The organism is Achromobacter sp. PD1 (assembly GCF_048541815.1).
GTDB lineage: Bacteria > Pseudomonadota > Gammaproteobacteria > Burkholderiales > Burkholderiaceae_B > Achromobacter > Achromobacter bronchisepticus_A.
Map to the genome: position 1 here is coordinate 1,070,081 of NZ_CP183349.1, position 21,911 is coordinate 1,091,991.

A 21,911-nucleotide genomic window follows, 5' to 3' on the forward strand; every position below is an offset into this window, starting at 1 on the left:
CGTTTGACCGCGGCGGCGCAGGACGCCGCCGCGCCCCGGGAGCGCCCGCCAGGGCGGCTTCCGCCGCATTTCCCTTTGCAATGTTCCACAGATGAAAAATTTCGACGTAGTCGTGGTGGGCGCCGGCATGCTGGGCATCGCCCACGCCTGGGCCGCCGCCAAGCGCGGCCTGTCGGTGGCCGTGATCGAGCGCAGCCGCCAGGCGCATGGCGCCACCATCCGCAATTTCGGCCAGGTCATCGTGACGGGCCAGGCCCCCGGCATGATGCTGTCGCACGCCCAGCAGGCGCGCGAGCTATGGCTGGAACTGGCGGGGCGCGCGGGTTTCCATGTGCGCGCCAACGGCGCCCTGGTGCTGGCGCGCAACGCCGAAGAGGCGGACGTGCTGCAGGAATTCGCCGACACGCGCATGCGCCAGGAAGGCTATCGCGCCGAACTGCTGTCGGGCCGCGAGGTGGCCCGCTTGTACGGCGGCCAGCTGGCGCATCACTGCGCCGGCCTGCAAGGCCATGACGATCTGCAGATCTATTCGCGCGAGGCGCTGCCGGCCATCACGCGTTACCTCGCGGAGTCGCTGGGCGTGACGTTCATCACCGGCACGCTGGCGCGCGCGGTCGAGGGCGGGCTGGTGTGCACCTCGGCGGGAGAATTCAAGGGCGGGCACGTGTTCGTCTGTCCCGGGCACGACTACCTGACCTTGTTGCCCGAGCGCTTCGCGCCGATGAACCTGGAGGTCACGCGCCTGCAGATGCTGCGCGCCGCGTTCGAGACCCAGCCCATCGCGCTGGACCGCCCCTTGCTGACCGGCCTGTCCTGCGTGCATTACGGCGCATTCTCGGACCTGCCGTCGGCGCTGGCATTGCGCGACGTGATCCAGGCGCGCACGCCCATGCTGCTGGAGAACGGCATCCACCTGCTGATCAGCCCCACGCCCTATGGCGAACTGATCATCGGCGATTCGCACCGCTACGGCCAGGACGCGCCGCCGTTCAACGACGAAGCGGTCGACAACGCCATGCTGGACCTGGCGACCCAGGCGCTGGGTGCGCGCTTGCGCGTGCTGGAGCGCTGGCAGGGCGTCTATGGCGCGCACGGCCCGGCGCCGTTCTCGGTCATGCCGGTGGACCCGGCCACGACGGTGGCGGTGATGCACTCGGGCGTGGGCATGACGGTGGGTCTGGCCATCGGCGAGCGCACGGTGGCGGGCGCGCTGGGCCGCTGATCGCGGCAGCCGGAAAGAAGAAAGGCCTCGCATATGCGAGGCCTTCTTGCATGGGAGAGGCGCCGAAGCCAGGCTTCAGACCCGCTCCTGCATGATGCGGCGATACCATTCATGGAAGTGCTGCATGCCGTCTTCCATGGGCGACTGGTAGGGACCGGTTTCGTTCACGCCGCGCAGCATCAGCGCCTTGCGGCCCGCGTCCATGCGCTCGGCGATCTCGTCGTCCTCGATGGCCGTTTCCATGTAGGCGGCGCGCTGCGCCTCGACGAATTCGCGCTCGAAGGCGGCGATTTCCTCGGGGTAGTAGAACTCGACCACGTTGACCGTTTCCTGCGGGCCCTTCGGGTACAGCGTGGAGAGCACCAGCACGTGCGGATACAGCTCGATCATGTGGGTCGGGAAGTACGTGACCCAGACCGCGCCGAAATCCGGCGCATCGCCTTCGCGGAACGCCAGCAGGCGGTCATGCCATTGCTTGTAGACATCGGAGCCCGGCTGCGCCAGGGCGTTGTGCACGCCGACCTTCTGCAGGCTGTACCAGTCGTTGAACTCCCAGCTCAGGTCGTCGCAAGTGACGAAGCGGCCCAGGCCCGGGTGGAACGGACCGACGTGGTAATCCTCGAGGTAGACCTCGATGAAGGTCTTCCAGTTGTAGTTGCACTGGTGCACTTCGACGTGGTCCAGCACGTAGTCGCCGAAGTCGAATTCCGGACGCGAGAACAGCGGCGCCATGTCGGCGGCCGGATCGCGCGGGCCTTCGAACAGCAGGCCATGGCAGTCGCGCAGGCGGAACTTCTGCAGGTTCATGCAGGGCGTGGTGGCGAACTGGGGCGCGCCCAACAACTCGCCCTGGTTGTTGTACGTCCAACGATGCAAGGGGCAAACGATATTGCCGCCGGTTGCCTTCAGATTGCCATGCGTATTGCAGTTGCCGGCCACATTGCCGGTCTCGCCGCCAAGCATCAGCGCCTGGCGGTGGCGGCAGACATTTGAGATGAGTTCGACGCCTTGCTGATTGCGAACCAGCACGCGTCCTCCGTCTTCCTGGACCAACGTACGCCAATCCCCGATTTCGGGCACCACTTTCTGGTGGCCGACGTATTGCGAGGATTGCTTGAAAATGAGTTCTTGCTCGCGGGCAAAGAGGGCTTCGTCAAAATACGCGCTGACGGGTAGCTGGGTGCGAGCTGGCACTACATGTGCCATCCGACCGATGTCGGTCATGATTCCCCCCGCTCGGATAAAAAAGCCAGGACGGAGAGGCTTTTGCCTGGCGGCTTTGAAATCCGCAGGATGCGTTCCGTGCTGGCGCGAAGAAAAATCGGTGTCTGGCCGATCAAATAAGCCGTGAATTGTACCCCAAGCCCTTACCCCGCGCCCGTGAAGATCTGCGAAGCTTCGTGAAGTTATGCCGTAGCCGTCGTGCACGCGCTACGCGCGGCATAACCCCTTGAAGATGTAGGCCTTTCAGACGAAGCGCCGGGTCGCCGGATGACGCCTCAGCAGCCAGCTGCTGGCGGCCGACAACATGAACACGGCCACCGCCAGCACGGGCAGCGTCCAGGCCTCGTTGCGCGCGCCCGTCAGGGCGCCGGCGCGATGCGCCACATCGAGGAACAGCGGATGGATCAGGTAGACGCCGAAGGTCAGCGGCGCCAGCGAGGCCAGCCGCGGCAGCCGCGGCGACGAGACGATCCACTGGAACGCGGCCAGCGACATGAACGGCACCGTCAGGCTGAAGTAATCGTAGAAGTAGGTATCCAGCGCGCGGTTGCTCGACATCGAATACACGCCCAGCGCGGTCGCGGCCACGCTGGCCGCCAGCATCAGGCCGGGGCGCGGGATGCGCATCTGGCCGTCGAAGATCAGGCGGCCCGCCACGAAGTAGCCCAGATAGGGCAGGAACCAGGTCAGGAAGAAGCCCGCGGGCGCGCCGAGCGCGCGGCGATACAACGCGTCCAGGATCGCCACGCCCAGGATGCCGACCACCCACAAGGCGCGGGCGCGCGGCGTGCTGCGCGCATACAGGATGCGCACCAGCGGCGCGAACAGGTACAGGCCCACGATCATGTACAGGTACCACAGGTGGTAGTACGGCTCGCCCTGCACCAGCTTGCGCGGCCAGAACGAAAAATCGATGCGGCCGTCGTCCCACCAATCCAGCGCCGTGCGCCAGGCCAGATAGAAAAACGTCCAGAACAAGAGCGGCGCGCAGATCCGCGCCATGCGCCGGCTGTAGAACTGGCGCGCGTCCTGCGGCTTGTCGGGGTCCAGCAACAGGGCGCCGCTGACCATGACGAACACGGGCACGCACCAGCGCGCCGCCGAGTCGTACAGATTGGCGGCCAGCCACGCTCCGCCGCCGTACACCGCGGGGTTGCTTACCACCATGGCTGCGCTGTGCAGCAGCACCACGGCCACCGCCGCCAGCCAGCGGGCGGCATCCAGGCGCGCATATTTCTCTTCGGCGTACGGCATCGGGCTCCCATGGCGGTGTCTACTTTTTCACCATAGCAGCGGGCAGCGTCCTGGTTCTGTATCCAGGGGTTAGAGGGCATATCGACGCGCATGAAAAACCGGCAGGGGCGCTGGAGCCCTCTGCCGGCGGATGCCGCGCGGCGCGGCGCATTCACGGGCGGGCGCGGACCCGCCTACGTTTTGTCACGAAACCAGCCGTGCCATCATTGCAGGACGATATTGGCCTGCTTGATCAGCTGCGCCACGATGGGCTGTTCAGTCTTGATCTGCTTGTCCAGTTCCGCGGCCGTGCCCGAGCGCGGGTCGATGCCCATGTCCAGCATGCGCTTCTTGATGGTCTCGTCCTGCAGGGTCTCGGTCAGGGCCTGCTGCAGCTTTTCCATCACGGGGGCGGGCGTGCCCTTGGGCGCCACGAAGCTGAACCAGGCGGTCATGTCGAACGCGGGATAGCCTTGCTCGGCCAGCGTCGCCAGCTTGGGCTGCGTCGCCAGGCGGCCGGGGCTGGTGATGGCGAAGACCTTGACCTTGCCGGCATCGGCCTGCGGCATGCCGGTGGCCACCATGTCGAAGAAAAGGTCCACGTCGCCGCTGACCAGCGCGGGCAGGGCCTGGGTCGCGCCCTTGAAGGGCACGTGCAGGATGTCGATGCCTGCGCGTTCCTTGAACAGTTCGCCCGCCAGGTGAGAGGACGTGCCAGGGCCGAAGGTGGCGAAGGTCAGCTTGCCCGGATTCTGCTTGGCGTAGGCCACTACATCCTGGGTGCTGTTGAACGGCCGCTTGGGGCTGGACAGCAGGACCAGCGGCCCCACGCCGACCATGCCGATGCGGGCGAAGCCATCGGGATCGTAGGGCAGCTCCTTGTACAGATAGCGGTTGGTGACCAGCGTGGAGTTGGTCGCCATCAGGATGGTGTAGCCGTCCGGCGCTTCGCGCGAAACAAAGGCCGCCCCGATCGAGGTGCCGGCGCCTGCCTTGTTCTCGACGATCATGGGCTGGCCCAGCGTCTTGGCCATGCGCTCGGCCAGGATGCGGGTCAGCACGTCGGTGGCGCCGCCTGCGGGGAAGGGCGAGACCACCTTGATCGGCCGGGCCGGATAGGTTTCGGCCTGGGCGCCCAGCGCTGCGGCGCTGAGCAGCAGGGTGGCCAGCAGTTTGAAGCTAGTGCGAATCATGTTTTCCCCTTGAAATCGCGTGCATGAGTGGAGGTTCGGGCCTGGCTTGGCGCTGCGGACAGCGCTTGCCAAGTCTCCTTGGGTGCATTAAATTCCGTAAAATGGAATTTAATTTTGTTATTCGAAATAAACTATAAAAACGAAGCGAATAGAAATGCAATCTTTTTCTGACGCCAAGCGCATCGCCCATCCCGCCGCCAAGCCGGACGGCAAGGTCGAACTCAGCCTGCCCGCGCGCCGCAAGCGCGCTCCCGGCGCGGGCGAGGGCGCCAATTCGCCCGATTTCATTACCGCCCTGGCGCGCGGGCTGGACGTGCTGCGCTGCTTTCGCCATGGCGTGACGGCCTTGGGCAATCTGGACCTGGCGCGTCTGACCGGTCTGCCCAAGCCCACCATCAGCCGCATCACCTACACCCTTACTGAATTGGGTTATCTGCGCTATCACCCGGACACCGGCAAATATTCGCCGGGCTATGGCGTGCTGGCGCTGGGCTTCGGCCTGCTGGCCGGACTGGAGGTGCGCGAACTGGCCAAGGCCTCGATGACCGAGCTGGCCCGCGCCACGGGTGGCGCGGTGGCCCTGGGCGCCTTCGATGGCGACGCCATGACCTACGTCGAAGCCATCCACGGCTCTTCGGCGCTTTACCTGCGCCTGCCGGTCGGCTATCGCGCCAGCCTGGACAGCGCCATGGGGCGGGCCTACCTGGCCAGCCTGCCGCCCCAGGCCTGCGCCGACGCGCTGGCCCGGCTGGGCGAGACGGCGCCGGACGCGGCCGCCGTCGAGCGCGCGCGCGTCGAACTGCGCGATACGGGCTGCTGCTACGCCATCGGCGAATGGCAGTCGGGGATCAATGCGGTCGCGGTGCCGTTCTCGTCCATCACGGGCGAGGGCGTCTTCGTCATGAGCTGCGGCGGACCCGCCAGCCTCTTGCCGGAGGCGGACCTGCGTACGCGCGTGGCGCCCCTGCTGCAGGCCTCCATAGCGGGGCTGGCGGGCGCCGCGGCCTGAGACGCGCCGCGCGCGGCGGCAAGCCCGACGGCCTTGCGGGTATCTCGTACAATTCACGGATTGATCCACCCCTAGCGCCCTCGGAGACCCGTTTGGCCAAATCTTCACAAGCCGATCCGCAGATCGATGACCGTCCCTTGCCCCAGGATTTCGAAACGGCGCTGGCCGAACTCGAATCGCTGGTAGCGGCCATGGAAGACGGCTCGTTGCCGCTGGAGCAGTCGCTTGCCGCCTACCGGCGCGGCGTGGCGCTCACGCGGGTCTGCCAGGAACGCTTGGCGCAGGCCGAACAGCAGGTCAAGGTCCTGGAGGGCGACCTGCTGCGTCCGCTGGACCCGGCGGCGCTGGATGACGAATAAGAGCCCGATGAAGCAAATTCAACTCGCCTTCCCGGAATGGTTGCAAGGCCGTGTCCAGCACGTCGAAGACGTCCTGGACGATCTGCTCCCCCCGGCTGACGCGTTGCCCGCCCGGCTGCACGAAGCCATGCGCTACGCCGTGCTCGGCGGCGGCAAGCGGGTGCGCGCCGCGCTGGTCTACGCGGCGGGGCAGGCTTGCCCCGTCAGCGGCAGCGTGCTGGCCGTGCAGGCCTCGCTGGACCGCGCCGCCGCGGCGGTGGAACTGATCCACGCCTATTCGCTGGTGCACGACGACCTGCCCTGCATGGACGACGACACGCTGCGCCGCGGCCGTCCCACCACCCATGTGCAGTTCGACGAAGCCACCGCCATGCTGGCGGGCGATGCGCTGCAGCCGCTGGCCTTCGATCTGTTGGCCTCCATGCCGATCGCGCCCGCGCTGATCGTGCAGGCCACCCAGTCGCTGGCGCGCGCTGCCGGCAGCCAGGGCATGGCGGGCGGCCAGGCCATCGATCTGTTCAGCGTCGGCCGCGCGCTGTCGCGCGACGAACTGCAAACCATGCACAGCATGAAGACGGGCGCCATGCTGGCTTGCAGCGTGGCCCTGGGCGGCATCGTGGCGGGCGCCAGCTCGGCTTCGCGCCAGGCGCTGGACGCCTACGCGCAGGCGGTGGGGCTGGCCTTCCAGGTGGTCGACGACATCCTGGACGTGACCGCGGACAGCGCCAGCCTGGGCAAGACGCCGGGCAAGGACGCCGCCGAGAACAAGCCCACCTATGTATCGCTTCTGGGCCTGGACGGCGCGCGCGCGTTTGCCCAGGAACTGCGTGAGGACGCGCTGGCGGCCCTGGCTCCGCTGGGCGAGGCCGGATCGCGCCTGGCTGAACTGGCCGACTTCATCGTCCTACGAGACCGCTGAGCCGGGACCAGCCCGGGCTGGAGGCAGGCCGGGCCAACGAACCACATAAAAGCATGACGACAGATTTACTGGACCGCATTCAATCCCCGGCTGACCTCAAGCGCCTGGATCGCCGCGAGCTGAAGAAGCTGGCCGACGAACTGCGCGGCTTCGTGCTGGAATCGGTGTCCAAAACGGGCGGGCACCTGTCGTCCAACCTGGGCACGGTCGAACTCACCCTGGCCCTGCACCAGGTGTTCGACACGCCGCATGACCGCATCGTCTGGGACGTGGGCCACCAGTCCTACCCGCACAAGATCCTGACCGGGCGCCGCGCCGGCATGGCCAAGCTGCGCCAGCAGGGCGGGATTTCGGGCTTCCCGAAACGCAGCGAATCCGAATACGACGCCTTCGGCACCGCGCATTCGTCCACTTCCATCTCGGCGGCGCTGGGCATGGCGGTGGCCTCGCGCAATGCCGGCGTGCAGCGCCAGCACATCGCCATCATCGGCGACGGCGCGATGTCCGCGGGCATGGCCTTCGAAGCCATGAACAACGCCGGCGTCACGCCCAACATCAACCTGCTGGTGATCCTGAACGACAACGACATGTCGATCTCGCCGCCGGTGGGGGCGCTGAACCGTTACCTGGCGCGCCTGATGTCGGGCCGCTTCTATGCGGCTGCCAAGAACGTCGGCCGAGCGGTGCTGCAGCACGTGCCGCCGGTGCTGGAACTGGCGCGCCGCTTCGAAGAACATGCCAAAGGCATGGTCACCCCGGCCACGCTGTTCGAGGAATTCGGCTTCAACTACGTCGGCCCGATCGACGGGCACGACCTGGACGCGCTGGTGCCCACGCTGCAGAACCTCAAGGCCCTGGAAGGCCTGCAGTTCCTGCACGTGGTCACCAAGAAGGGCCAGGGCTACAAGCTGGCCGAGGCCGACCCGGTGCTGTACCACGGCCCGGGCAAGTTCGATCCGGCCGTCGGCATCCAGCAATCGAAGGCGCCGGGCAAGCGCAGCTTCACGCAGGTGTTCGGCCAGTGGCTGTGCGACATGGCCGAACAGGATTCGCGCCTGGTCGCCATCACGCCCGCCATGCGCGAGGGCAGCGGGCTGGTCGAATTCGAAAAGCGCTTTCCGCAGCGCTACTTCGACGTGGGCATCGCCGAGCAGCACGCCGTGACGTTCGCCGCGGGCATCGCCTGCGAAGGCCAGAAGCCGGTGGTCGCGATCTACTCCACCTTCATGCAGCGCGGCTACGACCAGTTCATCCACGACGTGGCCCTGCAGAACCTGGACGTGACCTTCGCGCTGGACCGCGCCGGCCTGGTGGGCGCGGACGGCGCCACGCATGCGGGCAATTACGACATCGCCTTCCTGCGCTGCGTGCCCAACATGGTCGTGGCCACGCCTTCGGACGAAAACGAAACGCGGCTGCTGCTGTCGACCTGTTATCAGTATCCCGGCCCGGCGTCGGTGCGCTATCCGCGCGGCGCGGGCTGTGGCGCGGCCGAGGCGCCCGGCCTGGACACGGTCGAACTCGGTCGCGGCGTGGTGCGCCGCGAGGGCCGCAAGATCGCCATCCTGGGTTTTGGCATGCTGCTCCAGGCCGCGTTGGGCGCGGCCGAAAAGCTCGACGCCACCGTGGCCGACATGCGCTTCGTCAAGCCTATCGACCGCGAACTGATCCTCGACCTGGCCAGCCGCCACGACGCCCTGGTTACGCTGGAAGACGCGTCCATCATGGGCGGCGCGGGCAGCGCGGTGCTGGAAACGCTGAGCGCGGCCGGCGTTGCGATTCCGGTCCTGCAGCTGGGCCTGCCCGACGAGTTCATCGACCACGGCGAGCAATCGGCGCTGTGGGCCGGCATCGGCCTGGACGCGGCGGGCATCGAAAGCGCGATCCGCGCTCGTTACGCCGACCTGCTGGGCTGAATCCGGCCCGATTCCGCGGACAGGGGCGAGGCCACTGTCCTCGGTAATGAAACACACTGTTCCGGCCCCGCCAACCTACGAATAAAAGGGTTTTCCCTGGCGATCGGCGGACTATGGGCGATAATGGCCCCCTTCTCAAAGATTCCTAGGCCCGTGCGTTTTCACGACTGACTGCCTAGACAGGTAAGCCGAAATGAATTCTCCGATCGACCCCGCCATCGTGATGCCCGACGTCCAGAGTTCGGCGGACACCCGGCACATCCCGATTCAGCGCGTGGGCATCCGTGGCGTGCGCCACCCCATGTTGATTGAAAGCGGCGACGGCTCGCCCCAGGGCACCGTGGCCAACTGGACGCTGACCGTGGCGCTGCCGCCCGAAGAAAAGGGGACGCACATGTCCCGCTTCGTGGCCCTGCTGGAAAAGTACCGCAGCATCCCCATGACGCCGACCCTGTTCCGCGCCATGGCGGCCGACATGCTGCCGCTGCTGCATGCCGAACGCGGCGACATCACCGCCGCCTTCCCGTACTTCATCAACAAGTCCGCCCCGATCTCCGGCGTGCAAAGCCTGCTGGACTACGAAGTGCAGTGGATCGCGCGCGCCCAGGGCGACGAGGTCGAGTTCGAACTGATCGTGCAGGTGCCCGTCACCAGCCTCTGTCCCTGCTCCAAGGCCATCTCCGAGTACGGCGCGCACAACCAGCGCTCGCACGTCACGGTGTCGGCCATCCTGAACGCCGATATCGGCATGGACGGCGTCATCCGCCTGATCGAAGAAGAAGGCTCGTGCGAACTCTGGGGCCTGCTCAAGCGCCCCGACGAGAAGTACGTCACCGAGCGCGCCTACGACAACCCCAAGTTCGTCGAGGACCTGGTGCGCGACGTGGCCGCCCGCCTGAACGCGCATCCCGGCATCGCCCGCTACCGCGTGGAAGCCGAGAACTTCGAATCCATCCACAACCACTCGGCCTACGCCGTCGTGGAAGGCTGAGCTTTCCGTGAGCCATCCGGCGGCCAATGACTGGCCGCTCATCGCGGGGCTGCAGGAGTGGGAATCGCGGCTGGCCAGCAATCTGGCCGGCCGCGGCCGTTTTGGCGTCGCGCTCTACGAGTTTTTCCGCTTCGGCGTGAAGCAGGCCTGGGCCTGCCTTTTCGGCGGCCTGATGTGCGCGCTGCTGCTCGGCACGCATTGGTGGTATCCGAAGGATGCCGCGCTGGCCCGCTACGACTTCCTGACCCTGGCCGCGCTGGGCATCCAGGCGCTGCTGCTGGCGCTGCGCATGGAAACCTGGAGCGAAGCCCGCGTGATCCTGCTGTTCCATGTGGTGGGCACGGGCATGGAAGTCTTCAAGACCGCCGCGGGTTCGTGGATCTATCCCGAGGCCAGCGTGCTGCGCATCGGCGGCGTGCCCCTGTTCACGGGCTTCATGTATGCGGCGGTGGGCAGCTACCTGGCCCGCGTCTGGCGCCTGTTCGACTTCCGCTTCCGCGCGCATCCGCCGCTGGCGGCCTGCGTGGCGTTGTCGGTGCTGATCTACCTGAACTTCTTTGCGCACCACTACATCATGGATATCCGGTGGGCGCTGTTTGCGCTGACCGCCATCCTGTTCGCCCGCACCTGGGTGTATTTCCGTATCTGGCAGGTCTACCGCCGCATGCCGCTATTGCTGGGTTTCGTGCTGGTGGCCCTGTTCATCTGGTTCGCCGAGAACATCGGCACCTTTGCCAACGCCTGGCGCTATCCGAACCAGTCGCAGGGCTGGCAACTCGTGTCCATCGCCAAGCTGGGTTCATGGTTCCTGCTGATGATCATCAGCTACGTGATGGTCAGCGTGGTCAACCGTCCCCAGGAAATCGATGTTGCCGATTTGCCTCGACAGGCGGGGCAGGGCGATGGAAATAGTCCGTCCCTTATTTCCTGATGGGCCTCTAGCTTGCGCCTGAGCGCTCAATCGGTGATAATCGAGAGCTTTCTTGCTCGACCGCCCATGGTTTTTGGGTAGCGGGCTGCCCCTTGCGGGCCACTGTTCAAGATGCATATTGCGATCCGCCCCTGATGGAAAGCGGGGGCGCAGGACGGTCGGCCAGCGAGACATCCTCAAGGAGTTTTACTCATGCGTCACTACGAAGTGGTGTTTATCGTTCACCCCGACCAAAGCGAGCAAGTGCCCGCCATGGTCGAGCGTTACCAAGCGCTGGTCACGGGCCAAGGCGGCTCGGTTCACCGCCTGGAAGACTGGGGTCGCCGTCAACTGGCCTACCCGATCCAGAAGCTCGTCAAGGCTCACTACGTCTGCCTGAACATCGAGTGCGGCCAAGCCACGCTGGATGAGCTGGAACACTCGTTCCGCTACAACGACGCCGTTCTGCGCCACCTGGTCATCAAGACCAAGAAGGCTCAAGCCACGCCCTCGATCATGATGAAGTCGGTCGAACGCGAAGAAGCCCGCAAGGCTTCGGCTGAAGCAGCAGCGCCGGCTCAGGCCGAGTAAGCAGGGCTCACGCAGAGCTCATCCCATGAAGTCCCCTCGGTGCCTGGCAGGATGAACAAGCTGGAACTCAGCGCCCGCGTTCTCGAATGCGAGCCTTTGCGCCACACTCCCGCCGGTTTGCCCGCACTGGAAATGGTGCTGGCGCACGAGTCGGAAGTCATCGAAGCTGGCCACCCGCGCCGCGTCGAACTGACTATCGCGGCCGTGGCACTGGGCGATCTGGCGTTGCTGCTGAAGGACACCGCGCTAGGGTCCGAATTGCTGGTGCAGGGGTTTCTTGCTCCCACCCGCAAGGACTCGGTGAAGGTCAAGCTGCATTTGCAGCAGGCACGCAGGATCAGCGGCAGCGCAGGGCGCGATCCGCTGGTGGCTTGAAGGGAATTGGGCAAGAGGCGCGATGAGCGCCTTCTGATTACGGATAGGTTATGGGGGTTTGGGCCCGTTTTGGGTAGAACCCGGCCCCCTCAAACAAAGAGGCACATATCATGGCTTTCTTCGGAAAACGCAAGGAAAAACGCAAATTCACGCAGCAGAACCCGCTCTTCAAGCGTCGTAAGTTCTGCCGCTTCACCGCTGCCGGCGTGGAAGAGATCGACTACAAGGATCTGGACACCCTGCGCGACTTCGTGCAAGAAAACGGCAAGATCATCCCGGCTCGCCTGACCGGCACCAAGGCAATCTACCAGCGTCAGCTGGACACCGCCATCAAGCGCGCGCGCTTCCTGGCCCTGTTGCCTTACACCGACAACCACAACTAATCCGGGGCACTGAAATGCAAGTTATTCTGCTCGAAAAAGTCGTCAACCTGGGTAACCTCGGCGAAGTCGTCCGCGTGCGTGATGGCTACGCCCGCAACTTCCTGATCCCCCAGCGCAAGGCCCGTCGCGCAACCGACGCCGCCCTGAAGGAATTCGAAGCGCGCCGCGCCGAACTGGAAAAGGCCCAGGCTGAAAAGCTGGCCGCTGCCCAAGCTCTGGGCGAGCGCGTCGCCGGCTTCCAGCTGAAGATCGTCCAGAAGGCTGGCGTCGACGGCCGTCTGTTCGGCTCGGTCACCAACGCCGACATCGCTGAAGGCCTGCGCAAGGCTGGCTTCGAAGCCGTGGAAAAGGCGCAAATCCGCCTGCCCAACGGCCAGCTGAAGTCGATCGGCGAGTTCCCGGCCCAGGTCGCCCTGCACGCCGACGTTCTGGTCGACGTGACGATCCTGGTCGAAGGCGAACTGTCCTAAGCCGGTACCCGCAGTAAAAAAGAAGCCGGCCCGCGCGCCGGCTTTTTTTCTTTTTGCCCATCGCCGTATTGCGTGTAGTCTTCGGACTCCACGATCCAGGCCCCGCGCCGCATTCCTCAGAGGACGTCTTGACTCAGCCCCCCGTGCACCACAACGCGCCCCCAGGCCTGCGAGCCTGGCTGGACAGCGTGGATGCGTCGCGTGAACCTTCGGTGAGGGATGTGACGATAGATGGCGTGCGCTGCATCATCAAGCGCCGCCGTTCCAGCATCGGCCAGGGCGTGAGCTACGCGCTGCGCTATGTGCGCGCCCTGTTCCTGGGCGTGGGGTGCAAGATTTTCCTGGGTGAGTTTCCACGTCCGGGCGTGTTGCTGCGCAACGGCCTGACGCACGAGTCGCAGCGCCTTGCCCAACTTCTGAAGGCCGGTTGCCGCGTGCCCGAGGTCTGGTGGCAGGAGCAGGGTCTGCTGGTGCTGGAATACGTGGGCGAAGACCTGGCCGACCTGATCCGCAACGAGGACACGACGTCCCGCTTGTGGCTGGCGCGCGCCGCCGCGGCCGACCTGGCCGCTTTCCATGCCCGCGGCCTGTGGCATGGCGGCGCCCAGATCCGCAACATCACCTTGCAGGACGGCGAGCTCTGGCGCATCGATTTCGAAGAGAACATCGGTTCGACGCTGTCGCGGCCGCTGGCCCAGGCCTATGACCTGTTCCAGATGCTGGCCTCTCTGGTGTCTTTGCGTAAATTGCCGGACGATGTGGCCCGTACGCTGGGTAAACTGGCGTTCGAGGTCTATTTCGAGAGCAACCCAGACCCTGAGGTCCGATCCCGCCTGACGCGCCTGGCGCGCGTGCTCTGCGGCATTGCCGCGCCCTTGCGCGTGGTGCTGGGCCGATTGCCCTCGCGCGATATCCAGGGATTCTTCCGCGTCGCGGACATCCTGCAGCCGTTACTATTGAAGTCATGAATACACCTGCCGACTCCCAGCTCGAATACCTGCGCGTTCCCCCCCATTCCATCGAGGCGGAGCAGTCGGTGCTGGGCGGCCTGCTGCTGGACAATGCGGCCTGGGACCGCATCGCCGACGTGCTGGTCGAAGAGGATTTCTACCGGCATGACCACCGGCTGATTTGGCACCATATCGCCCGCCTGATCGGGCTGGCGCGCCCGGCCGACGTCATCACCGTCCACGAATCGCTGGTCAGCGCAGGCAAGGCCGAGGATGCCGGCGGCCTGGCCTATCTGAACGCGCTGGCCCACAACACGCCATCGGCCGCCAACATCCGCCGTTACGGCGAGATCGTGCGCGAGCGCGCCATGCTGCGCAAGCTGGTCGCGATCGCCGACGAGATCTCCGCGGCCGCCATGAGCCCGCAGGGCAAGGAAGCGCGCCAGTTGCTGGACGAGGCCGAGTCCAAAGTGTTCCAGATTGCCCAGGAAGGCGCACGCGGCGCCGCGGGCTTCCAGGAAATCCAGCCGCTGCTGACGCAGGTGGTGGAACGCATCGACGAGCTCTATCACCGCGAAAGCACCTCCGACGTGACCGGCGTGCCCACGGGCTTCACCGATCTGGACAAGATGACCTCGGGCATGCAGGGCGGCGACCTGATCATCGTGGCCGGCCGCCCGTCCATGGGCAAGACCTCGTTCTCGATGAACATCGGCGAGCACGTCGCCATCGAGGAAGGGCTGCCGGTGGCGGTGTTCTCCATGGAAATGGGCGCGGTGCAACTGGCCATGCGTATGCTGGGCTCCGTGGGCCTGCTGGACCAGCATCGCATGCGGACCGGCAAGCTGATCGCCGAGGACTGGCCGCGCGTGACCCACGCGGTCCAGCTGATGCAGGACGCGCAGGTCTACATCGATGAATCGCCGGCGCTCAGCCCGATGGAAGTGCGGGCGCGCGCGCGCCGCCTGGCGCGCCAATGCGGCCAGCTTGGCCTGATCATCATCGACTACCTGCAGCTCATGTCGGGCAACGGCTCGGGTGAAAACCGGGCCACCGAAGTGTCGGAAATCAGCCGCTCGCTCAAGGGGCTGGCCAAGGAACTGAACTGCCCGCTGATCGCGCTGTCGCAGCTGAACCGAAGCCTGGAACAGCGCCCCAACAAGCGTCCCGTGATGAGCGACCTGCGCGAATCCGGCGCTATCGAACAGGACGCGGACGTGATCCTGTTCATTTACCGCGACGAGGTCTACAACCCTGATTCGCCGGACAAGGGCACCGCCGAGATCATCATCGGCAAGCAGCGTAACGGTCCCATCGGCTCGGTGCGTCTGACCTTCCAGGGCTCCAGCACGCGCTTCCTGAACTTCTCGGGTGCGCAGCCGCGCGACATGTACTGAGCCTTTTGGCCCCAAGAAAAAACCGCGCTTCGGCGCGGTTTTTCGTTGTGGCTGCGAACTCGCCTCAGGCTTGCGCCTCGGGGCGTTTGCCGAAGCGCGCGGCCAGCACGCCGCACACCATCAGCTGGATTTGGTGGAACAACATCAATGGCAGCACGATTGCGCCCACGGCATGGCCGGCGAACAGCACCTGCGCCATCGGAATGCCGCTGGCCAGGCTTTTCTTCGAACCACAGAACAACAGCGTGATGCGGTCTTCGACATTGAAGCCGAACACGCGGCCGGCCAGGGCCGACAGGCCCAGTGCGAGTGCCAGGATGACGGCGCAAGCCACCACCAGGCCGGCCAGCGCGGGGATCGGGGTCGAACTCCACAGGCCTTCGTTGATGGCTTCAGAGAAAGCCGTGTAGACCACCAGCAGGATGGAGCCCTGGTCGACGAACTTCAGCATGGCCTTGCGCTTGTGCACCCAGGCGCCGATCCAGCGGCGGGCGAACTGGCCCAGCACGAAGGGCAGCAGCAGCTGCAGCATGATCTTGCCGACGGCGTCGAACGAGATCGGCGCGCTGCCCGCGTTGGCGACCACCGTGCCCACCAGCAGCGGAGTGATGAAGATGCCGAGCAGGCTTGAGGCGGAGGCGCTGCACACGGCGGCCGGCACGTTGCCGCGCGCCATCGAGGTGAAGGCGATGGCCGATTGCACCGTGGCGGGCAGGCAGCACAGGAACAGGATGCCCAGATAGAGCTCCGGCGTGACCAGCGGCTCCAGCACCGGCTTGAGCGCCAGGCCCAGCAGCGGGAACATCAGGAAGGTCGCGGAGAAGATCGTGAGGTGCAGCTTCCAGTGCGTCAGGCCGGCGATGATGGCTTCGCGCGACAGGCGCGCGCCGTGCAGGAAGAACAGCAGGCCGACCGCGATGTTGGTGATCCAGCCGAACACGACCACGCCTTGCCCGTGGGCGGGCACGATGCTGGCGATGATGACGGTGCAGATCAGGTAGAGGGTGAAGCGGTCGGGAAGAAGGCGGGCAAGGCGTGACATGAGGGATGGAAGGGGGAGGGCGGACGGAAAGCGCCGCTGGCGCCGTAAACGGGCCGTATTGTAGTCCCGGGGACGCCTTGCTTCCTGACAGCCAGTTGTCAGCGCTGCTGGGCCACGGCAGGGCCGTGGCGCCGCGCTCAGGGCGTCATGGCCAGCGCCAGGTCGAACGCCGCGACCAGCGAGGCATGGTCGGCCAGGCCCTTGCCCGCGATGTCGAAGGCGGTGCCATGGTCCACGCTGGTGCGCACGAAAGGCAGGCCCACGGTCACGTTCACGCCATGGTCCAGGCCCAGGTACTTGACCGGAATGAGTCCCTGGTCGTGGTACTGCGCCACCACGATATCGAACTCGCCGCGCCGGGCGCGCATGAAGATCGTGTCGCCAGGCCAGGGACCGCTCGCGTCTATGCCTTGCGCGCGGGCGGCGGCGATTGCGGGTTCGATGATGTCGATGTCTTCGCGGCCGAACTTGCCGCCTTCACCCGCGTGCGGATTCAGGCCCGCGACCGCGACGCGCGGCTGGGCAATGCCCATCTGGCGGCAGGCCTGGTCGGCCAGGCGCATGGCGGTCAGTTCCGCTTGCGGCGTGATGCGCGCGATCACGTCGGCCAGCGCCACGTGTATGGTCACCAGCAGCACGCGCAGCTCGTCGTTGGCCAGCATCATCGCGAAGTCGCGCGTGTCCGAGCGCTCCGCCAGGATCTCGGTGTGGCCGGGGTAGTCGATGCCGCCGGCATGCATGGATTTCTTGTTCAGCGGGGCGGTGACGATGGCGCGGATGCGGCCGGCCCGCGCATCGTCGATGGCGGCGCAGACGTAATCGTAAGCGCCGCGTCCGGCGGCCGCGCTGATCTGTCCCAAGGGCAGGTCGGCGGGCAGGGCGGGGCTGCAGGCGATGACGTTGATGTGGTCCGCGCCCGGCGCTGCCTGGCTGACATCGGCGACCTCGACGATCTCCAGCCTGGCGCCCAGCTGGGCGGCTGCGCGGCGCAGCGCGCCGGCGTCGCCATAGACCACGCAAGGCGCGTTCAGGCCTTGCGCGTAGGCCTTGACGACGATTTCGGGGCCGATGCCGGCGGCATCGCCCATGGTGATGCCTACGGGCAGGGAGGTGTTCACGATGCGGGGACTGAGGTTGTGTTGCGGATCAGGGCGGGCCGCCGTCTCACTTCGATGAATTCTTGGGCGGCTCGATGACGCCGCATTCGAAGGTCACGGTGGCGCGCTTGGGCCCCAGGCCGGTCGCGTGGTTGGACGTGATCTTGGGCTTGACCAGCTTGCGGTCGATCGACTGGCAATACTGTTCGGCCCGCAGCAGGGCCTGGTTCTTGATTTCCACCCAGGTCATCATCTGCGAGCCGGAGCTGTGGGTGACGCTGTAGGTGTCCTTGCCGACGGGCGTCACCTCGCTCATGCTGGAACAGGCGGTCAGCAGGGCAAGCAATATGGCGGCGGGGGCAAGGCGTGCAAACATGGGGTGTCCTGAAATGGCGGTTGCCCTCATTACACCATCATTTCATGGCGCGGCCACGGCGCTGCGGCGGTCGAGCTTGCGGCTCAGGACGATGGAAGTCTGGGTCTGCTTGACCCCGTCGATCAGGCCGATGCGATCCAGCAGTTCGTCCAGCTGTTCATGGGTTTCGCAGCGCAGGAAGATGAGGTAATCGTAGGGGCCGCTGACCGAGGAGACCTCTTCGACCTCGGGCATCTTCTCCAGTTCGCGGATCACCGCGGCGGGGGTCTTGGGCAGCACGCTGATGAAGCAATAGGCGCGCACCGCCGCTTCTTCCAGCAAGCGCCCCAGGCGTACGCCATAGCCCGCCACGATGTGCTCGCGTTCGAGCCGCGCAATGCGCGCAACCACCGTGGTGCGGGCCAGGCCGAGCTTGCGCGCCAGGATGGCCGCGGGTTCGCGCGCATTGGCTTGCAGCAGGCTGAGCAGTTGCCGGTCGATGGCGTCGAGTCGTTCGTTCATACGGGGATGGGCGGCATGGAGCGAGAGGGCGCGAGTGCCGACGGTACAGGCCCGGGCCTGCCCGCGTCAATGCGCGGCAGCCCGCGCACGCCAGCATGGCGCCGCGCGCTAGCCGTCGGATTCGGGCGGAATGCCGCCCTGATAGATGCGCCCGTCGAACTCGAAACGGGTGATGGTCTTGCGCGCGGCATCGAAGATGCGGTCGCGGCTGGCGTCGTCCAGGCCATCGTGGTCGGCGAAGCTGAAGCGGCACAGATCGATGTCGCTATCGTAGAAGGCCGAATGCACATAGCGGCTGACGTCGGCCTCGTGCGCGAAATGCGCGAACTCGCGCAACTGCTCCATTTCGTGGAAGGAGCCGTTGCGGCTGACCAGCAGCATGCCGAACTTGCGCTCTTCGTCGGCGACGGGTTCCGGCGCGGGCAGGGCGTCGGGATGCCGTGTGTCCTGGTAATCGAAGCGTGCGCCCAGATCGTGCATGGCCGCCAGCACGCGCTGCCATTGCGCTTCGTCCAGCGTGAGACGGGCCGCCACGTAGAACAGGCGCTGGCGGCCCAGCGAGCGCGGCTCGGCGCCGCCGATAAAACTGTGCCAGGGGATGGCTGCGTCCAGTCCGGCCAGCTCCGCCATGCGCGCGTCGCTGTACCCCAGCCGGTCCTGCAGGCGCCGCATGGACTGGGCGTCCGGCGCAACGTAGTTCTGGATCGTCTTCATCGGAAGCCTCCGGTTGCACCGGATGCTCGCGGGCGCGCAGCCCTGGAAACGGAGCCGGTGACGTGCGCCGCCGTGCCTCTGCGGCTACGCTTCATGCTAGCGCGGCGCGCAGGGCTTGCCTAGCATGGGCGGGCGTGGCGCCATGCTAGGATTTGCGCCGACTTCAATGCCAGGAGGCTTACACATGGACATCCAGGAACAAATCGCCGTCATCGTGCACACCATTTCGCATCAGGGCGGCCGCATCGATGCGCTGAACTCGACCGTGCTGTCGATGCTGCATCTGGCCAAGGCCTCGCCCGGCCTGCGCGAGGCCATCGAAGCCCAGCTCGAACAGAACTATTCCAGTCTGCTGGCCCGCTCCGAGAATCCGCAATACGTGGCCGGTTTCGAGAGCGTGCGCGACATGATTCTGGGCGCCCTGAAATAGACTGCCGTGCCGGTCCAGGCTTGCAAGAGTTACCCACAACTTCTGTGGACAAGCCTTGGGATAGTGCGGGCATAGATGTTCATTTTCCTTTAATTACAAAGGCTTGCATGGGGCGGTCAAACCTGGCTCCAATTGCTCGTTGTGGCAGCGCGCAGCAAGCGCTGCCGCAGGTCATGCAAGCCGGGTAATATGCGGCCCCATGCGGAATCAGTATTCATTGGAATGCCGGGGCGGATCGATCGCGATGCGCGTCTCGGAAGCAGCAAAGCTGGCGGCGTTCGACCCCGGCAAACTTTCCCCCGAGGCGCGCCAGAGCTGGGAGCGCATGGGGCATGGCTTCAAGGCCTGGCACGACTTCGACCAGCGCCATCCCATCCTGCGCCGCCTGGCGCGCTTGCCCCTGGTGGGCCGCTGGTACCGCAACGCGCGGCGCCGTTATGTGCTGCGCGCCAGCGGCAAGCTGGTGGTCTGAGCGCCGTTATTTGCGGCGCTTGCCCAGCAGGTGATACGCCAGCCAGATGAGCGCGCCGATCGCGACGGCCACGGCCAGTTTGGTCTCGACGCCGTGCAGGCGTCCCAGCATGGATTCGATCGTCTGGCCGAACAGATAGCCCAGGGCGCTGAAGCACACCGCCCAGATGGCGGCGGCAATGGCGTTGAGCGCCAGGAAGCGCAGCGGCGGCACGCTCGATACGCCCAGGGCCACCGGCCCCACCGTGCGCAGGCCATATAGAAAGCGCAGGCTGAGAATGAAGCCGTGCGGATAGCGGTCCACCGCCGCCAAGGCCTTTTCGAATGCCGGCTTCTGGCGGACCTTCCGGACGTAGCGATGATCGCGATAGCGGCGGCCCAGCAGGAACAAGACCTGGTCCGCAAGGAATGAGCCGGCGAACGCGCACAGCATTACATAGGGCAGGTGCAGCAGGTGCTGGTGCGCCAGGAATCCGGCGAACACGACCACGCTTTCGCCTTCCAGCAGGGTGCCGCCGAACACTGCCCACAGGCCGTAGTCGACGATGAACTGGTGCAGGGCGGGATTCATCTGGGACGCTCGCCCACGATGCGCGCGAGCGTCTGCAGGGCAGCGGTGATCTCGGGCGTGGTGCGCTGCCCGCAGCTGATGCGCAGGAAGTGGTTGTAGCGTATGCCGTTGGAAAACATGGCGCCCGGCGCAACCCGGATGCCCTGGCGCAGCGCGGCTTCGAACACGTCCGTGCCGGAACGTCCATCGGGCATTTCCACCCACAGCAGCATGCCGCCCTGTGGCACGCTCAGGCGGGTGCCGGGAGGGAAGTGCGCGGCGATGGTCTCCGCCGTCTGGTCGCGCTGCATCTTCAGGTGCCGGCGCAGGCGCGACAGATGGCGGTCGTAGGCGCGCGAACCCATGAACTCGGCCACGGCGATCTGCGCCAATGGTTCGTTGGGGCGGCTCTGGGCGAACTTCAGCATGGCGATGCGGGCCTTCCAGCGCCCGCCCAGCAGCCAGCCCAGGCGCATGCCCGGCGCGAGCGTCTTGTGCATGGACGAGCAATAGATGACATTGCCGGTCGCGTCCCAGGACTTGGCGGCGGCCAGCGGGGTGTCGTCGTCGGTCAGCGCGCCGTAGGTGTCGTCTTCGATCAGGGGCACCTGCTGGCGTTCGCACAGGGCGACCAGCCGCGCTTTTTCCGCATCGGGCATGACGCAGCCCAGCGGGTTCTGGAAGTTGGGCACCACCACTACGGCACGGATGTTGCCGTGGGTCTGGAACGCCAGGTCCAGCGCTTCGATCGACAGGCCGTGCTGCGGGCTGGTGGGGATTTCCAGCGCCCGCATGCCCAGGCTTTCCAGAATCTGCAGCAGGCCGAAGTAGGCGGGCGATTCGACCGCGATCGTGTCGCCGGGACGCGCCACCGCGCGCAGCGCCAGGTTCAGCGCCTCGATGCAGCCGTGCGTGACGATGACGTCGTCCGGCGTGGCGTTGATGCCGTTGGCCAGCGCGCGGCGGGCGAGCACGGTGCGCAGGTCCGGATGGCCCTGGGGCGGAACCGGGCTGACCAGCACCTGTGGCGACTGGCGCAGCGCCCGCGTCATGGCCTGCTTCAGTTCTTCCAGCGGATAGGCCTCGGGCACCGCCGCGGCCAGGGCGAAGTTGGCGCTGACCGGGTGCGCTTCGCACTTGGCCACGAAGTCCGAGACCCGGTCGTGGATGCCCACGTATTGCGCGGCGCCCAGCGTTTGGCGGATGTCCGGCTCGTCCACGGGCGGAATCGTGTTGCGCCGCGGCTTGAGCACGAAGTAGCCCGAGCGCGGCCGCGCTTCGATCAGGCCGTCATCTTCCAGCTGGCGGCAGGCCTGCAAGGCCGTGGACAGGCTGACGTGATGGGTGCGCACCAGGGTGCGGACGGAGGGCATGCGCTGGGCGGGCGCCAGCACGCCCGTCTGGATGGCGCGCCGGTAATGGTTGGCCAGGCGTAGATAAAGCGGTTGCGGATCCATGCGCCGATCATGCTCCCCGAGGTTGGTGTGAGACTAGGCACAGATTCAGGCAAAGTACACCATAACAGCGCATAAATCGAGGATCTGCATCGGTACAGAAACCTTGAGAGTGTGACTGTTGCGCATAGCAG

General features: G+C 66.0%; 25 protein-coding genes. 15 read left to right on the forward strand and 10 right to left on the reverse strand.

The window, feature by feature from the left end; translation table 11 throughout:
* Positions 1 to 91 precede the first annotated feature (91 nt).
* Positions 92 to 1,222 carry a TIGR03364 family FAD-dependent oxidoreductase gene (locus tag ACM1PE_RS04905; RefSeq protein WP_059379255.1) on the forward strand — a complete coding sequence of 377 codons (1,131 nt, stop codon included), beginning with the start codon at positions 92 to 94 and terminating at the stop codon, positions 1,220 to 1,222.
* Between the two features lie 75 nt (positions 1,223 to 1,297).
* Here ACM1PE_RS04905 and ACM1PE_RS04910 read toward each other — a convergent pair whose 3' ends face one another.
* From ACM1PE_RS04910 to ACM1PE_RS04920, 3 genes are all read right to left on the reverse strand, one after another.
* Positions 1,298 to 2,446 carry an aromatic ring-hydroxylating oxygenase subunit alpha gene (locus tag ACM1PE_RS04910; RefSeq protein ID WP_054451018.1) on the reverse strand — a complete coding sequence of 383 codons (1,149 nt, stop codon included), beginning with the start codon at positions 2,444 to 2,446 and terminating at the stop codon, positions 1,298 to 1,300.
* 243 nt (positions 2,447 to 2,689) lie between these two features.
* The gene (locus ACM1PE_RS04915; RefSeq protein ID WP_419342628.1) at positions 2,690 to 3,700 is read right to left on the reverse strand and encodes an acyltransferase; all 1,011 of its coding nucleotides are present in this window, start codon (positions 3,698 to 3,700) and stop codon (positions 2,690 to 2,692) included.
* A 203-nt stretch (positions 3,701 to 3,903) separates the two neighbouring features.
* Positions 3,904 to 4,872 (reverse strand): Bug family tripartite tricarboxylate transporter substrate binding protein, encoded by a 969-nt coding sequence (locus tag ACM1PE_RS04920; protein WP_059379253.1) that lies wholly within the window; start codon positions 4,870 to 4,872, stop codon positions 3,904 to 3,906.
* A 154-nt stretch (positions 4,873 to 5,026) separates the two neighbouring features.
* On the opposite strand from ACM1PE_RS04920, the gene ACM1PE_RS04925 reads away from it, so the two are divergent.
* The 12 genes from ACM1PE_RS04925 to ACM1PE_RS04980 all read left to right on the forward strand — a co-directional run bounded on the left by ACM1PE_RS04925 (position 5,027) and on the right by ACM1PE_RS04980 (position 15,142).
* Positions 5,027 to 5,881: an IclR family transcriptional regulator gene (locus ACM1PE_RS04925; protein ID WP_280014703.1), complete on the forward strand. Its 855-nt coding sequence runs from the start codon at positions 5,027 to 5,029 to the stop codon at positions 5,879 to 5,881.
* 92 nt (positions 5,882 to 5,973) lie between these two features.
* A complete protein-coding gene (locus ACM1PE_RS04930; protein ID WP_054451022.1) occupies positions 5,974 to 6,240 on the forward strand; it encodes an exodeoxyribonuclease VII small subunit in 267 nt (88 codons plus the stop codon).
* Positions 6,241 to 6,247: 7 nt separating this feature from the next.
* Positions 6,248 to 7,159 carry a polyprenyl synthetase family protein gene (locus ACM1PE_RS04935; protein WP_059379251.1) on the forward strand — a complete coding sequence of 304 codons (912 nt, stop codon included), beginning with the start codon at positions 6,248 to 6,250 and terminating at the stop codon, positions 7,157 to 7,159.
* Positions 7,160 to 7,212: 53 nt separating this feature from the next.
* Complete coding sequence (gene dxs / locus ACM1PE_RS04940; protein WP_059379250.1) at positions 7,213 to 9,075, forward strand: 1-deoxy-D-xylulose-5-phosphate synthase; 1,863 nt, start codon at positions 7,213 to 7,215, stop codon at positions 9,073 to 9,075.
* A 193-nt stretch (positions 9,076 to 9,268) separates the two neighbouring features.
* Positions 9,269 to 10,066 carry a GTP cyclohydrolase FolE2 gene (folE2, locus tag ACM1PE_RS04945; protein ID WP_054451025.1) on the forward strand — a complete coding sequence of 266 codons (798 nt, stop codon included), beginning with the start codon at positions 9,269 to 9,271 and terminating at the stop codon, positions 10,064 to 10,066.
* Between the two features lie 7 nt (positions 10,067 to 10,073).
* Positions 10,074 to 10,997 (forward strand): DUF817 domain-containing protein, encoded by a 924-nt coding sequence (locus ACM1PE_RS04950; protein WP_059379249.1) that lies wholly within the window; start codon positions 10,074 to 10,076, stop codon positions 10,995 to 10,997.
* Positions 10,998 to 11,189: 192 nt separating this feature from the next.
* Positions 11,190 to 11,567: a 30S ribosomal protein S6 gene (rpsF, locus tag ACM1PE_RS04955; protein WP_013392507.1), complete on the forward strand. Its 378-nt coding sequence runs from the start codon at positions 11,190 to 11,192 to the stop codon at positions 11,565 to 11,567.
* A gap of 51 nt (positions 11,568 to 11,618) precedes the next feature.
* Entirely contained in the window at positions 11,619 to 11,942 is a 324-nt protein-coding gene (gene priB, locus ACM1PE_RS04960) for a primosomal replication protein N (protein WP_054451027.1), read from the forward strand.
* 110 nt (positions 11,943 to 12,052) lie between these two features.
* Positions 12,053 to 12,325: a 30S ribosomal protein S18 gene (gene rpsR, locus ACM1PE_RS04965; protein ID WP_006218308.1), complete on the forward strand. Its 273-nt coding sequence runs from the start codon at positions 12,053 to 12,055 to the stop codon at positions 12,323 to 12,325.
* Between the two features lie 14 nt (positions 12,326 to 12,339).
* A complete protein-coding gene (gene rplI, locus ACM1PE_RS04970; RefSeq protein ID WP_054451028.1) occupies positions 12,340 to 12,795 on the forward strand; it encodes a 50S ribosomal protein L9 in 456 nt (151 codons plus the stop codon).
* Between the two features lie 128 nt (positions 12,796 to 12,923).
* Complete coding sequence (locus ACM1PE_RS04975) at positions 12,924 to 13,763, forward strand: RIO1 family regulatory kinase/ATPase (protein WP_059379247.1); 840 nt, start codon at positions 12,924 to 12,926, stop codon at positions 13,761 to 13,763.
* Positions 13,760 to 15,142: a replicative DNA helicase gene (locus ACM1PE_RS04980; protein ID WP_054451030.1), complete on the forward strand. Its 1,383-nt coding sequence runs from the start codon at positions 13,760 to 13,762 to the stop codon at positions 15,140 to 15,142. The genes ACM1PE_RS04975 and ACM1PE_RS04980 overlap by 4 nt, the downstream gene beginning before the upstream one ends.
* A gap of 64 nt (positions 15,143 to 15,206) precedes the next feature.
* Here the strand turns inward: ACM1PE_RS04980 and ACM1PE_RS04985 are convergent, their stop codons facing one another.
* The 5 genes from ACM1PE_RS04985 to ACM1PE_RS05005 all read right to left on the reverse strand — a co-directional run bounded on the left by ACM1PE_RS04985 (position 15,207) and on the right by ACM1PE_RS05005 (position 18,872).
* On the reverse strand, positions 15,207 to 16,184 hold the full coding sequence (locus ACM1PE_RS04985) for a bile acid:sodium symporter family protein (protein ID WP_054451031.1): 978 nt from the start codon (positions 16,182 to 16,184) through the stop codon (positions 15,207 to 15,209).
* A gap of 137 nt (positions 16,185 to 16,321) precedes the next feature.
* Positions 16,322 to 17,302 carry a 4-hydroxythreonine-4-phosphate dehydrogenase PdxA gene (gene pdxA / locus ACM1PE_RS04990; protein ID WP_251877196.1) on the reverse strand — a complete coding sequence of 327 codons (981 nt, stop codon included), beginning with the start codon at positions 17,300 to 17,302 and terminating at the stop codon, positions 16,322 to 16,324.
* Positions 17,303 to 17,348: 46 nt separating this feature from the next.
* Positions 17,349 to 17,657 (reverse strand): hypothetical protein, encoded by a 309-nt coding sequence (locus ACM1PE_RS04995; RefSeq protein ID WP_059379243.1) that lies wholly within the window; start codon positions 17,655 to 17,657, stop codon positions 17,349 to 17,351.
* A 42-nt stretch (positions 17,658 to 17,699) separates the two neighbouring features.
* Positions 17,700 to 18,158 (reverse strand): Lrp/AsnC family transcriptional regulator, encoded by a 459-nt coding sequence (locus ACM1PE_RS05000; RefSeq protein ID WP_054451034.1) that lies wholly within the window; start codon positions 18,156 to 18,158, stop codon positions 17,700 to 17,702.
* A gap of 108 nt (positions 18,159 to 18,266) precedes the next feature.
* Positions 18,267 to 18,872: a hypothetical protein gene (locus ACM1PE_RS05005; RefSeq protein WP_059379242.1), complete on the reverse strand. Its 606-nt coding sequence runs from the start codon at positions 18,870 to 18,872 to the stop codon at positions 18,267 to 18,269.
* Between the two features lie 184 nt (positions 18,873 to 19,056).
* Here ACM1PE_RS05005 and ACM1PE_RS05010 point away from each other — a divergent pair, with 184 nt between their 5' ends.
* Positions 19,057 to 19,302, forward strand: a complete 246-nt coding sequence (locus ACM1PE_RS05010) for a hypothetical protein (RefSeq protein ID WP_054451036.1) — start codon at positions 19,057 to 19,059, stop codon at positions 19,300 to 19,302.
* A gap of 244 nt (positions 19,303 to 19,546) precedes the next feature.
* Entirely contained in the window at positions 19,547 to 19,774 is a 228-nt protein-coding gene (locus ACM1PE_RS05015) for a hypothetical protein (protein WP_223283424.1), read from the forward strand.
* A 6-nt stretch (positions 19,775 to 19,780) separates the two neighbouring features.
* On the opposite strand, the gene ACM1PE_RS05020 is transcribed toward ACM1PE_RS05015, so the two are convergent.
* Positions 19,781 to 20,344 carry a DedA family protein gene (locus ACM1PE_RS05020; RefSeq protein WP_059379241.1) on the reverse strand — a complete coding sequence of 188 codons (564 nt, stop codon included), beginning with the start codon at positions 20,342 to 20,344 and terminating at the stop codon, positions 19,781 to 19,783.
* A complete protein-coding gene (locus tag ACM1PE_RS05025) occupies positions 20,341 to 21,780 on the reverse strand; it encodes a PLP-dependent aminotransferase family protein (RefSeq protein WP_059379240.1) in 1,440 nt (479 codons plus the stop codon). The genes ACM1PE_RS05020 and ACM1PE_RS05025 overlap by 4 nt, the downstream gene beginning before the upstream one ends.
* Between the last annotated feature and the right edge of the window lie 131 nt (positions 21,781 to 21,911).